The sequence below is a fragment of the Paenibacillus sp. 19GGS1-52 genome (assembly GCF_022369515.1).
GTDB lineage: Bacteria > Bacillota > Bacilli > Paenibacillales > Paenibacillaceae > Paenibacillus_AQ.
This window is the reverse complement of sequence record NZ_CP059724.1, coordinates 2,403,167-2,415,444: the sequence shown is the minus strand read 5'-3', so window position 1 is coordinate 2,415,444 and position 12,278 is coordinate 2,403,167. Positions and strand designations below refer to the sequence as shown.

Sequence of the window (12,278 nt, the reverse complement as noted above, 5' to 3'; positions counted from 1 at the left end):
GGGGAATTCCAGCAGCCATTATTGGCTCTGGAATTCCCCTTTTTGGGTTGAACTGTTGGTACGAAGTGTCAGCACATGTATTTCAGCAGGGCTCCTAAAGCGCAGTGGCAGACGTGCGGTGCCAAAGCCACGGCTGATCAGGAGTTTGGCGAAGGCTTGTGATTCATCCCCTTTAGGCAATGTAAACCAACCTGCACTATATTCCTGATAGAAAGCATCCACATGTCTCTGACCAAAAAAGGGCAGAACAACCTGCCCCCCATGCGTATGACCTGCCAGAATAAGATCAGCCGGCACGGAGGAACGCTGTGAGAGCCAAAGTGGATCATGAACAAGGATAATACGGCAGGCATTTGCAACTGCAGCCAATGGTGGCAGCGGCGGATAGCTAGTTTCCCCGCGATTCATCGAGAAATTAACGCCCGTCAGCCAAAGTAGGGCGCCGGCCCGTTCAATAGCAACATTCTCATCCATCAGCAGTACTGCACCGCTTCCGCGGATTATATTATCAACCACAGAGGTATTCGCGTTATAATCATGATTTCCATGAACTGCATATGTAGGAGCTATAGAAGTAACCAACGCCATATTTGAAAGCAGTCTGTTCAATGGATTATTCTTCTCGGTCATATCCCCACCTAGGAAAACGGCATCAACAGGGCCCTTTAATGAGGTCAATAGTGCTTGCGGAAGACGACGGCGATGAATATCTGTGATGAATAGAATTCGAAAGCCCTCAAAAGCCTGTGGCAAAGAATCCAGAAATATTTCCTCGGCAATAATACGTTTTCCGAACGCACTCATTACCATCGCAACTATAAACGCCATACCAATTAGTAGCCCTCCTGCAGCCAAGAGCAGCAGAACGCCCCTTACCATAATGTTTTCAGGGGAGGTGCTCCTTCTATTCCCCACCACAATAGCGATGCAAGCAAAATCACAAACATAAAAATCAGCGAATTGACAAACATTTTGCTGAGCCTTATACGCTCAGAGGTGTAGGTTTGTGATCGGGATGGAGTCGTTTCCGTACTTTTTTTCGTTTCCTCACCTTCGGACGATTCCTTCGAGGAAGATAATAAATTGCGGTCTTTTCTAGATAAGGTCCCTTTCGATATTTGGACATGATTAGGCAGTTGAGTGTGTAGCGGTTCTACGGGTTGATTTCTTTTTTTAGCTTTGACAGAAGGCCGTTCGCCTTTATACTGTTTCTGGCGGGATTTCACCCGGCTGAGTTCCTCGCTCATGTCTCCCTCCTATAACGAATGACTAGACCTGAGAACAGATCGATCAAGAAATGGCATGCTATTGGAGCCCAAAGGGTACCCGAATGAATGTAAATATATCCCAATCCATAACTACTTAAGAAAACCCAGCCAGTAGGGATCCAGTGACGCAAATAACGGACATGAATGACGGCAAACAATATACTGGTCCAATAAGGACCAAAAGCATACTGGATTGCCCCTCGGAATAATATTTCTTCACATACTGACACAATAGCCGCTATAAAAAAGATGTGCCAAATAGGACGTTTGCGGAATAAAAGATCATTTATGCCTCCATCATCCATGCTATCTTCTGGTACAATATGGGTCAGTAAAAAATCTACAACTAGCATAATTGCTGCTAAACCAAGGCCCCATAACACAAAATGCCAGTTTTCCGGAAAATTAAATACGTGAATTGGATTTCTTTTCTGCAATAATATCCATATCAAACCGATAATCAATGTAAGTCCTTGTGTAATGTAAAGATTCACAAGCAGAAGCTTATCTGTTAAATGCTTAGGGTCTACCTTTTTTATCTTGATTTCACCAAATTTGAATTTTTTCATCATAACCTGCCTGTTCTATATTGATTTTCCGGGCAGCTCAAGAATTGAGAGTCCGTCCATAGACTTTCCGCAAAATACATAAAGATAATCCCCCTAGAAAAAGGAGCACTTATTATGAACAGTCGTACCTCCCGCACTCAAATGTTATACACGCTTGGTTTTTTATTTTTTCTGATTTCCGCTTTCGCCGCCTTTTTTACGGGAGTAAAGGTTGGTGCAGACAAGACAGAAGCCAAATATGAACAGCTGAATAATACAACTAAAACAGCAGAGTTCTCAGGATCATACCAGCAGCAGGATCTTGTTACCTTCTATCATAACGTATTTTTGCCTTACCGTGAATTCAAGCGAAATTGGAACAGTGAAGTTGATAAACTTACTCGCAGCACTGATGCTCGTGAGAACGAAGCAACCTTGAAGAATCTAAGTATACTGGCAGATAAGCAGTATAAAAAGGTGAATCAGAATTCCCTCTTCACCAATTCTCCGCTGCTGTATCAATCACAATTGAATATCCTTAAAAGTTTGACACTTTTCTCCCAAGCGTCTAGTAAAATTACAGCAGGTGCAGCAGGTGCAGAAACGGCTAAAGCGCTAAATAAAGACTCCTTTACAGCCAGTGCAGTACAGTTCGGACTGCTTGCCCAGACAAATTATTATGATTCCATGCTGAAATGGGGATCAAAAAACAATAACAAAATCCCTGCAGAAGTGGGAAGTCTACAAACACTATCCTTTATAAAATGGAAAAAGATGCCGCTTTTACAGAAAAATGCAGCTGTTTCTGATATGATGCTGAACCACAAATTTTTTGCCAGTTACGACCCACAGGATCTTACTGCAAAAGTAGATGATATGATATACTCTGGCGTTGCCAATTCCTTGAAGCTTACTGACATTCAATCCTCTGTGTCCCTGCTTGTTTCCACCGGTGCCGTACAGGAACAAGATTTCATTAAATGGCGCGAACAATACTATAGCAAGGAAATACTGCCACAGGTCCCGTTTTTTTACGAGTAAGACCAGTTAGTGCATCATAACCAAAAAAGTAGCCTACTTCAAGTTGACCTGCTTTAAAACCTATTGACACATCTGGCATCACCATGTTACATTATGAAAAATTAATCATGAAAAACCGATGATGGAACAAAGATACTGTGAGTCTTCAGAGAGCCGGTGGTTGGTGCAAACCGGTGACGAACTGACATCTTTAGCACTCCTGAGATATTGTACTGAACCTTGAGTAGGTATGATCGGATCACTCCGTTACCAGTGTGGCCTTTGCAGGCCAATGAGGCTGCTTCTTACAAGTTGCAGTGAATTAGGGTGGTACCACGATAACTTTCGTCCCTTACTACGGCAGTAGTATGGGGTCGGGAGTTTTTTTTCATTCCCTTAAACGCTCAAACAAGTTGTCACTCTTGTCCCAAAGTGCCTAGTTCAGGGCACCCTTGCACCCTTTCTCTTTTGTGCAGCACCGCGTTGCTCCGCCATTTGACTGTGTTTTATTATTTATAGCTCGTGATACTTCAGGTACTGTGGACTGCTCTTTTTGGGCACCCTCAACATATTATGCTTTCCAACTTTAAGGAGGACAAGAAACCATGTTTAAAGTATTAGTATCGGATCCAATCAGTGATTTGGGCATTCAGCAATTGATGGACGCAAGCGATGTAACGGTAGACAAGAAGACCGGACTTAGTGAGGACGAACTTATTGCAATCATAGGCGAGTATGACGGTCTCCTTGTTCGCAGCCAAACTACTGTAACCGAAAAGATTATTGAAGCGGGCAAGAACCTGAAGGTTATTGGCCGGGCGGGCGTAGGTGTTGACAATATCAAGCTCGAAGCCGCAACACAGCGCGGTATAGTTGTTATTAATGCCCCTGACGGAAATACAATTACAACTTGTGAGCATGCATTTGCCATGATGATGGCTCTTGCCCGTCACATTCCTCAGGCGTATGCAAAGACAATTAGTGGTGTTTGGGACAAGAAAACGTTCCTCGGAGTGGAATTAAAAGGTAAAACACTGGGAGTGCTCGGCATGGGCCGGATCGGTAGCGAAGTAGCCAAACGCGCCATTGCCTTCGGTATGAATATTCTTGCCTACGACCCCTTCCTGACCGCAGACCGTGCAGAAAAGCTGGAAGTAAAACTGGCATCGGTGGATGACATTGTTCGTGGGGCAGATTTTATCACTGTCCATACTCCATTAACTCCTGAAACTCGCCATATGATTTCCCAACCACAATTCGAGGTAATGAAAAAAGGAATGCGCATTATCAACTGTGCACGTGGCGGGGTTATCGATGAGCTGGCATTGGTTGAAGCAATAGATAACGGCATTGTAGCTGGAGCGGCATTCGATGTGTTTGAGAAGGAGCCCCCACAAGCTGATCATCCGTTCCTGTCCCATCCCAAGATCATCGTAACTCCACATTTGGGTGCTTCAACTGTTGAAGCCCAGGAGAACGTGGCCATTGACGTTTCTGAACAAGTGCTGCATATCCTGCGCAATGAACCGTTCATCAACGCTGTTAATATCCCTCCCGTAGCTCCAAGTGTAATGAACAAATTACAGCCCTATTTTAAACTTGGGGAAAAATTGGGCAGTTTTGTCACTCAACTTACGAATGGAGCGATTCACGAGATTAACGTTGAATACGCCGGAGATCTATCGGATGTGGATACACAGCCACTGACCCGCTATATTGTGAAAGGCGTGCTCTCGCGTCACTTCGCCGAAGATGTCAACATCGTTAACTCCATGCATCTGGCCAAAACACGTGATGTTAATGTCGTAATCACTAAGACATCCAAAACTAAAGGTTTCACTAATCTAATTACAGTTACTCTAAAAACGGAACAAGATGAAGAACGCCTGGTAGCCGGCACTCTGTTGCAAGGCTATGGTGAACGTATTGTGCAAGTGAATAAGTTCCCAGTTGATATTGCTCCGGAAGGCCATCAAATCGTCGTTTCCCATAATGATAAGCCAGGAATTATCGGTTTAGTGGGTACGTTGCTTGGTCAAAATGAGGTGAACATCGCCTCCATGCAGGTTGGACGTAAAATCGTCGGCGGTGCTGCAATTATGCTTCTGACAGTAGACAAAGCCGTTCCTCAAGAGGTGCTTGTGAAGCTGGCAGGCCTGCCTGAGATCAACACTGCTGAAGAGATAGTCTTGCTATAAAACTTGTAATAGGCCACCCACACAACGTGTGTGGAGTGGCCTATTTATTTTGTCAGGAGAAGTCCATGTTTCACATTAGTGTATAATCTGTGGCATTCAGGGGAAATTACATCCTTAGTAGCATTTATGTCAGTTCTTACAATAGACTGATATCACTCTAATCCCCTATAATATTACAATATAAAATATTTTTTAAGGGGGATTTCTTTCCAATGGATTGGATGAACAAGCTTCCGTTAAAACAAAGAATAGTTGCTGGATGTTACCTGATTGCTGCCTTATTTTCTATCCCTGTTTTGATTTCTTTTATTGTAATGGGTAAAATTTTTGTCGGTATTCTTCTTATTGTGGTTCTTGGTGGTCTGACATATCCTCTTTCACGCTTTGTTGAGAGAACGCTTACATCATCATTTGATGACATTGCAAATGTCACTCACAACATTGCAAAGGGCGACTTTACTACTAGAGCTGATGAAAATGGTTCTATGGGAGATGTCAGCCGCTCCTTTAATACTATGATTGATAAATTGAAGAAAATTCTGACTGAAGCATCACAGCTTACCCGTCAAGTCATGGACGCGAGCCGCGGAATTGAAAATAAAAATCAGAGTTTGAAGATTGTTATGGCTCAGGTTTCTTCCTCCTCCAACGAACTAGCTTTGGGTGCTAATGAAATATCTGTAGACATCGCTGATATGACAGAATCTATTAAAGACATTGAAACTAAAGTTTCCAACTATACAACCTCCACAAAAGAGATGAATAAACGTTCAATACATACGTTGGAATTGGTTGAGAAAGGCCGTCAATCGGTAGACACTCAGGCTGAAGGCATGCGCAAAAATATCGCAGCCACCAAAAAAGTAGCAGAAACCGTCGATGCGCTTTCACACAATGCCCGAGGAATTACGATGATTACAAAAACGATCACTGAGATTGCTGAACAGACTAATCTGCTATCCCTTAACGCCTCCATTGAAGCGGCCCGTGCCGGAGAACATGGACGTGGCTTTGCAGTCGTAGCCCAAGAGGTACGTAAACTAGCTGAAGAATCAACCGCCTCAACCAAAGAAGTATTTGGTCTTGTGCGCAGTATTGAGAACGATATTAAAGATGCCATAGCTAACATTGCGATCAATGAAAGCGTAGTGCAGGTTCAGAACGAAATGATTACAGAGACAGCTAATATCTTCTCGCAAATAGTCCATAGTGTACAATACATCGCTGAGCAAATTGCTGCCTTTTCTTCGGAGAGTGACATCATGTTAGAAAGCGCGCTCAAAATCTCAGGCGCTATCGAAAACATTTCCGCCATTACCCAGCAAACTGCAGCTGGAACTGAAGAAGTCTCGGCTGCCATGAATGAACAAATAAATGCTCTGCAATCCGTAGCAGAGGAAACCGAAAAAATGACTCAGGCTGTATTTAATCTGCAAAAAACGATACATATTTTCAAATTTTAGGAGATGGGTCAAAAGACTTCCCTCTAAAGATCATGGTATTCGTCAAATTTCACGCTTATTTGTATAAAAATATTGACAAAAGAGAGAGAGGAATATATTGTAAAGGAAAATTATTCTTTATTTAATTTAATAATTTATAAAGGCAAAATTTCCGAAAGGGAATGACGCAAAGCCATGGATCTACAGCCTCATTTTTCAGTTGATGAGGCCATGACTGCCAGGTTGCTAAAACATCATGAAGGACTGAATTAAACATGCAGTCTCAATGGCGAATTATGCTACCCACCTGTGCTCTGTATCAGAGCACAGGTTTTATTTTTTTTTAGATCTAACGTTTTCACTTCGGGAGATCGATAAAGATATTACAATAAAATACTTGTGAGGTGTATGTTTTGAAGACAGTTGCAGAATACATGGCGGAGGCACTCCGCAACCTCGGAGTAACCCATTCTTTTGGGATTATTGGTAAATCTATTTGTCCTGTGGTTCTTAAAATGGTTGACTATGGTATCGAGTTTATTCCCGGGAGACATGAATCAAGCTCCGGCTTCGAAGCCTCTGGTTACGCACTAAAAACCGGGAATCTCGGGATAGCATTCGGGACCTCCGGCCCAGGTGGAACAAATCTGCTTACTGCAGCAGCACATGCAAAGGCTAATAACCTTCCTGTTCTTTTTATTACCGGTCACCAATCTATTAAAGAACTAGGAATTCCTCAATGTCAGGATTCATCCTCTTATCTTGCCGATTTAGCAGAAATGTTTAGGCCAGCCACTTTATTCAGCAAGCTTATCGAACGTGGAGATCATTTCAGTACTATTTTTAATCATGCAATTGCCATCGCGCTAGGCGGCAAACGTGGACCTGTTCATCTCTGCATCCCCTTTGATGTACAGACGGAAATGCTTGAAGAATGCAACATCGTATTTCCTGAACGGGAAACACTAGTAAATTATGCTAGCCTTGATCGTGTAATTACTGCTATTAACCATTCCAGTAATCCTTTAATTATTGCTGGTAAAGGTGTTAATCGGTCTGGAGCTCATAAAGAGCTGATCCAATTAGCTGAAACCTTTAATATTCCAGTCGTGACGTCACCTGGCGGAAAAGGGGCTCTCCCTTGGGATCATCCTTTATATCATGGGCCTATTGGTGTAGGTGGCTGCACACATGGCGATGATCTGCTGAACCATAGTGATCTTTATATCGTATTGGGCTCACGCCTAAGTGATATGACCATATGTAACCTAAAGCGAGAGAATCATCCAGAGACATTGATCCAATTTGATTGTGATCCTACTTTTGTCGGAAAAATACTAACTTCAAAGACTATTCAAATTACAGGTGATGTTCGCGATAATCTGGAGTTCTACCTTAACGGAATTGACCAGACAACACTTCCTAAGCGCGAAACTAAGCCTTTTGCTTACACTGAGGAACTTCCCACTCTGTCCAAGCTCTCTTTGGCATCGGTTCTTAGCACAATGAGTGACCTGATTCCTTATAACAATACCGTTTTTGTTGACGATGGAAGCCATGGGTTCAATGCCGTCAAATGGTATAAAGTAAAGAAACCCGGAAGTTTTGTTTTTGACGCCTATTTTGCTTGTATGGGAAATGCGATCGGTATGGCTATTGGTGCAAAGGTAGCGGCTCCTAGCGAAACGATCTTCTGCATTACCGGTGACGGCTGCTTTATGATGCTGGGATCAGAGATTAATACCGCTGTATGCAAAGATATCCCCGTCATCTTTATTGTCGTAAATAATATGCAGTTGGATATGGCGTTAAAAGGAATGGAGAAAACTACAGGTCGAATTGATGGAACTGTATTTGAAGTTCCTATGGATGTTGTGAAGTTTGCTGAATCTCTGGGAGCTACAGGCTTTAAATGTGAGACTGCTGAGCAATTTTCTTCAGCTATTAATGAGGCAGTTGCGTTGAATCGCGTTGCCGTTATCGAGTTGCTGACGGATCGTGACGAAATTCCACCCACTGCACACCGTGTGCTAAACATGTAATTCAGGAGGCCTTTATGAGCGATAAAATTAATAGTGGTTTTAATCATTTCTCTAATCTATCCGGTGACTATGGAGCCAAAGCCTTGGCTCCGATTAAAGAGCATTTTCCAGAGTTAGCTGAATTTATTATGGGAACTGCCTATGGTGATATCTTCCAACGCCATACTATCGGAAACGATTGGAAAGAAATTGCGGTGATTTCTTCTTTGATTACTATGGGTCAATATGACCAATTAGGTGTTCACTATGTTATGGCTCTTCGTGTAGGTATCACTGTTGAACAAATCAAAGGTATTTTATTACATTTAGCTCCTTGTGTGGGTGCTCCTAGGATTATTAGTGCCTTTAATATCCTACTGGCTACACTTGAAGAAGCTCAATAAAACACACAAGTTACAAATTTATACATAGTTCGACTTTTATATTGCATATATGAGAAATATATGTATATAATACAGTTAAAATATCCCAAAGCTAAGATTTTAATGTCGAAAAATGGCGTTATCCAATCGGTTTAAAGGATATATAGTGGCTGGTGATATCACAGTCGAACTAAAGCTTATAGTAATTAAACAATGGGAGAGTGCACACATGGGAAAATTCATTTTAAAAACTGATTCAGCTGCCAAAGTCATTAATATCGAGCTAGAGGGAGCTTTTTCTGAGGAAGACGGTCTAAAATCAATTCAAGCGTATCAACAAACCATCAACCCTATTAACCCTGCAGACTATGAATTACAGATTGATTGCCGCAAACTTAATGTAACCGCTCCTGACGTTGTGCCTCTTCTTGAAGGATGTTTTGTAATGTTTAAGGCTGATGGCTTTGTAAAAGTAAATCTTACGCTTGAGAATAATCCTATCCTTAAAATGCAGTTGGCTCGTCTGGGACGTAAGGCTGGTCTTGAGAACCTTGAGATTATCTCTACGGTCAAAGCCTAGTCAGTTTAATAGTTGCACATAAAATGTTAGCTTTATTCAGCGGAATAGATTCCTAAAAGATATAATACTGTAAATTTTTACTAGAGAAGCGCAGGCTTCAAAATCGAAATTTTAGGAGGAATCATATGGCTGGAATCTGTATAAAAGATATCGATATCTATCACCCAAGTAACAAAGTTGGTAATGACTTTTTCATTCAACATTTCGACGAAAAGGGTATTGATATCCGTGGACTTCTGGCTACTTTAGGTCGTGATACTCGCTACAGTATTAACAATGAGGAAGAGAACTCCCTGACTATGGCTTTTGAAGCGGCTAGCAACGTTCTGGAGAAGACAGGGCTAACTGGTGCTGATATCGACCTTATCGCCTATGCCAGTCAGACTCCTGAATATATCTTCCCTACTAATTCATTAATGATTCACCGACTGATTAACGGCGCATCCCATACCATCTGTATTGATAGTAATGCTAACTGTGCTGGGATGACGGCTTCCGTTGAGCAAGTTAGTCGCCAGATGATTGCTAATCCGAGAATCAAGCGTGCTCTTGTTATCGGTTCCGATCATGTAGCCCCACATGCTGATAAAAGCGATCCTGTATATTATGCCAACTTCGGTGATGCTGCTGCAGCTGTGATTTTGGAACGTGTCGAGAATTCGTCAGGATTCATTGATTCTATCTACCAGACCGACACTTGTGTCTATGGAAATTCCCTGTTCCCTGCTGAAGGCTTAGCCAAAATGGGCAAGACAGGCGTAGCCAACGGAGAGTTCAATGTTAAATTCATTCCCTTCGATGATTCTATCTGTGTAGATGCTGCATCTGAATCTATTCAAACCCTACTCTCCAACAATGATATTGCACCTGAATCCATTAAAGCGGCTTGCTTCTCGCAACTGTCACTTCCCAATATTCGTGCTGTATCCGAAAGAACTGGACTCGGCAGCGACGTTGCTGTGTATATTGGTGATGAGTTCGGTTATACCTCCACTAGCAGCCCTTTTATCGCCCTACACAAGGCTGTTACCACCGGAAAGATTGAGCGTGGGGATAAAGTATTATTTTGGACGGTTGGTGCTGGCTGGCAGAATGTCGCTTTTGTTATGGAGTATTAATAGGCTTGATTCAAATCTTTTAAAAGAAAACGGCAAGCTTCCTGCACTAAGGAAGCTTGCCGTTTTCTACGTTTATTTAAAATAGTTATACAAATAAGTTCCTTAACGATGTCCTGCGTGCTTCTCCCAGCCCATCGTGCGTGACACCGCATCCTGCCAGGCGTGATAGCGGCGTTCACGCTCTTCTTGCCCCATCAAAGGTGTAAAGACCCTCTCAGCCTTGTTAAAGCTCTCCAGCTGGTCCCTTGTCCAAATACCAGAGGTTAGCCCAGCAAGAAGCGCTGCGCCCAGCGCAGTCGTCTCTGCGTAAGCCGTACGCGTAACCTCACTACCAAGGATGTCTGACTGGAATTGCATCAGCAAATCGTTGCGTACCGCGCCACCGTCTACACGCAGACCAGTAAGTGGCATGCCGGCGTCTTTTTCCATAGCCCCAATAACGTCTCTAGACTGAAAAGCAAGGGATTCCAAGGTTGCACGTACTAAATGACCGGCTGTTGTTCCCCGGGTTAAACCAAATATCGCTCCTCGAGCATACATGTCCCAATAAGGTGCGCCTAGTCCGGTGAATGCCGGAACGACCACAACACCTTCACTATCCTCCACTTCCTTAGCCTTATCCTCTGAACTCGCCGGTTCTTCAATGAGCCCTAAGCCCTCCTGCAGCCACTGTACGGCAGCCCCGGCTACAAACACACTACCTTCAAGGGCATAGTACATTTCGTCCCCCATACCCCATGCTACTGTTGTCAGCAGACCATGGCTTGAGGCCACTGCTTCAGTTCCTGTATTCATCAGAATAAAACAGCCTGTTCCATATGTATTTTTGGCACTGCCTGCTTCGAGACAGGTATGGCCAAATAAGGCTGCCTGCTGGTCTCCCAGTACAGAGCGGATCGGAATTTCGGCACCAAACCACTGCGCTGCTGCTGTTCCAAATTCTCCCCCTGACATCCTCACCTCAGGCAAGATGGAACGAGGAATGCGAAGCTCGTTCATGAGCTTGTCATCCCATATACGTTCATGCAAGTTAAACAACATGGTGCGAGAAGCATTAGTAACATCAGTGGCATGTATAGCACCTCCAGTGAGCTTCCAGATCAGCCAGCTGTCAATTGTACCTGCTAGTAATTCACCGTTCTGCGCCCGCTCACGTGCTCCTTCTACATGGTCAAGGATCCAGGAGAGTTTGGTCGCTGAGAAATAGGCATCTACTACCAGCCCAGTCTTGCTAGCAATCTCTTCTTCCAAACCTCTATCTTTAAGCTCTTCGCAGTGTTCAGCAGTTCTCCGATCCTGCCATACGATAGCTGGATAAATCGGTTTACCTGTGAATTTATCCCACACGAGAGCTGTTTCTCGTTGGTTCGTAATCCCGATAGCGGATATTTGTGTTGCCGCAAAGCCGCTCGCGCTTATCGCATCCCTTGCCGCAGCCAGTTGAGTCTCCCATATTTGCTCAGGGTCATGCTCCACCCATCCGGGACGAGGAAAGGACTGCTTAATTTCATATTGTCCCTGGGAGATCATTCTGGCCTCCTCATCGAACAGTATCGCCCTAGAGCTAGTAGTGCCTTGATCTAATGACAAAATCATTCTGTTGCCTCCTAAAAGTTTTGTCAGCATAAGCTTCCTTGATGTTCACTTCGGCAAAACTTGCTTCGTAAGCATGTCCTTAGTTTTGTCAGCATAAGCTTCCT

Annotated in this window: 11 protein-coding genes, 1 riboswitch and 1 other annotated feature; of the genes, 7 read left to right on the top strand and 4 right to left on the bottom strand. The window is 43.4% G+C overall.

Going from position 1 to position 12,278, the window contains the following annotated elements; genetic code table 11:
* Window positions 1-18: 18 nt before the first annotated feature.
* The 3 genes from H1230_RS11300 to H1230_RS11290 are packed head-to-tail and all read right to left on the bottom strand — an operon-like array spanning window position 19 to window position 1,837.
* A complete protein-coding gene (locus H1230_RS11300) occupies window positions 19-828 on the bottom strand; it encodes a metallophosphoesterase (protein ID WP_239715561.1) in 810 nt (269 codons plus the stop codon).
* Window positions 829-872: 44 nt separating this feature from the next.
* The gene (locus H1230_RS11295; protein ID WP_239715560.1) at window positions 873-1,247 is read right to left on the bottom strand and encodes a hypothetical protein; all 375 of its coding nucleotides are present in this window, start codon (window positions 1,245-1,247) and stop codon (window positions 873-875) included.
* Complete coding sequence (locus H1230_RS11290; RefSeq protein WP_239717259.1) at window positions 1,244-1,837, bottom strand: CPBP family intramembrane glutamic endopeptidase; 594 nt, start codon at window positions 1,835-1,837, stop codon at window positions 1,244-1,246. Before H1230_RS11290 ends, H1230_RS11295 begins: the two co-directional genes overlap by 4 nt.
* Window positions 1,838-1,951: 114 nt before the next feature.
* On the opposite strand from H1230_RS11290, the gene H1230_RS11285 reads away from it, so the two are divergent.
* From H1230_RS11285 to H1230_RS11255, 7 genes are all read left to right on the top strand, one after another.
* Window positions 1,952-2,857 carry a hypothetical protein gene (locus H1230_RS11285; protein WP_239715559.1) on the top strand — a complete coding sequence of 302 codons (906 nt, stop codon included), beginning with the start codon at window positions 1,952-1,954 and terminating at the stop codon, window positions 2,855-2,857.
* Between the two features lie 109 nt (window positions 2,858-2,966).
* Window positions 2,967-3,192 (top strand) — a binding site (T-box leader).
* A gap of 249 nt (window positions 3,193-3,441) precedes the next feature.
* Window positions 3,442-5,034 (top strand): phosphoglycerate dehydrogenase, encoded by a 1,593-nt coding sequence (gene serA, locus H1230_RS11280; RefSeq protein WP_239715558.1) that lies wholly within the window; start codon window positions 3,442-3,444, stop codon window positions 5,032-5,034.
* A gap of 212 nt (window positions 5,035-5,246) precedes the next feature.
* On the top strand, window positions 5,247-6,497 hold the full coding sequence (locus H1230_RS11275) for a methyl-accepting chemotaxis protein (RefSeq protein WP_239715557.1): 1,251 nt from the start codon (window positions 5,247-5,249) through the stop codon (window positions 6,495-6,497).
* A gap of 131 nt (window positions 6,498-6,628) precedes the next feature.
* A riboswitch (cyclic di-GMP riboswitch) is annotated at window positions 6,629-6,727 on the top strand.
* Window positions 6,728-6,880: 153 nt separating this feature from the next.
* Window positions 6,881-8,518 carry a thiamine pyrophosphate-binding protein gene (locus tag H1230_RS11270; protein WP_239715556.1) on the top strand — a complete coding sequence of 546 codons (1,638 nt, stop codon included), beginning with the start codon at window positions 6,881-6,883 and terminating at the stop codon, window positions 8,516-8,518.
* 14 nt (window positions 8,519-8,532) lie between these two features.
* Entirely contained in the window at window positions 8,533-8,901 is a 369-nt protein-coding gene (locus H1230_RS11265; RefSeq protein ID WP_239715555.1) for a carboxymuconolactone decarboxylase family protein, read from the top strand.
* Between the two features lie 208 nt (window positions 8,902-9,109).
* Window positions 9,110-9,460 carry a hypothetical protein gene (locus H1230_RS11260; RefSeq protein ID WP_239715554.1) on the top strand — a complete coding sequence of 117 codons (351 nt, stop codon included), beginning with the start codon at window positions 9,110-9,112 and terminating at the stop codon, window positions 9,458-9,460.
* 125 nt (window positions 9,461-9,585) lie between these two features.
* Window positions 9,586-10,578 carry a 3-oxoacyl-[acyl-carrier-protein] synthase III C-terminal domain-containing protein gene (locus H1230_RS11255; protein ID WP_239715553.1) on the top strand — a complete coding sequence of 331 codons (993 nt, stop codon included), beginning with the start codon at window positions 9,586-9,588 and terminating at the stop codon, window positions 10,576-10,578.
* 102 nt (window positions 10,579-10,680) lie between these two features.
* Here H1230_RS11255 and glpK read toward each other — a convergent pair whose 3' ends face one another.
* The gene (gene glpK / locus H1230_RS11250) at window positions 10,681-12,174 is read right to left on the bottom strand and encodes a glycerol kinase GlpK (RefSeq protein WP_239715552.1); all 1,494 of its coding nucleotides are present in this window, start codon (window positions 12,172-12,174) and stop codon (window positions 10,681-10,683) included.
* Between the last annotated feature and the right edge of the window lie 104 nt (window positions 12,175-12,278).

What these genes read in the sequence shown, in the direction of transcription:
- H1230_RS11300 (WP_239715561.1), bottom strand. Translation starts at nt 828, where the DNA reads ATGGCGTTTATAGTTGCGATGGTAATGAGTGCGTTCGGAAAACGTATT.
- H1230_RS11295 (WP_239715560.1), bottom strand. Translation starts at nt 1,247, where the DNA reads ATGAGCGAGGAACTCAGCCGGGTGAAATCCCGCCAGAAACAGTATAAA.
- H1230_RS11290 (WP_239717259.1), bottom strand. Translation starts at nt 1,837, where the DNA reads ATGAAAAAATTCAAATTTGGTGAAATCAAGATAAAAAAGGTAGACCCT.
- H1230_RS11285 (WP_239715559.1), top strand. Translation starts at nt 1,952, where the DNA reads ATGAACAGTCGTACCTCCCGCACTCAAATGTTATACACGCTTGGTTTT.
- serA (WP_239715558.1), top strand. Translation starts at nt 3,442, where the DNA reads ATGTTTAAAGTATTAGTATCGGATCCAATCAGTGATTTGGGCATTCAG.
- H1230_RS11275 (WP_239715557.1), top strand. Translation starts at nt 5,247, where the DNA reads ATGGATTGGATGAACAAGCTTCCGTTAAAACAAAGAATAGTTGCTGGA.
- H1230_RS11265 (WP_239715555.1), top strand. Translation starts at nt 8,533, where the DNA reads ATGAGCGATAAAATTAATAGTGGTTTTAATCATTTCTCTAATCTATCC.
- H1230_RS11260 (WP_239715554.1), top strand. Translation starts at nt 9,110, where the DNA reads ATGGGAAAATTCATTTTAAAAACTGATTCAGCTGCCAAAGTCATTAAT.
- H1230_RS11255 (WP_239715553.1), top strand. Translation starts at nt 9,586, where the DNA reads ATGGCTGGAATCTGTATAAAAGATATCGATATCTATCACCCAAGTAAC.
- glpK (WP_239715552.1), bottom strand. Translation starts at nt 12,174, where the DNA reads ATGATTTTGTCATTAGATCAAGGCACTACTAGCTCTAGGGCGATACTG.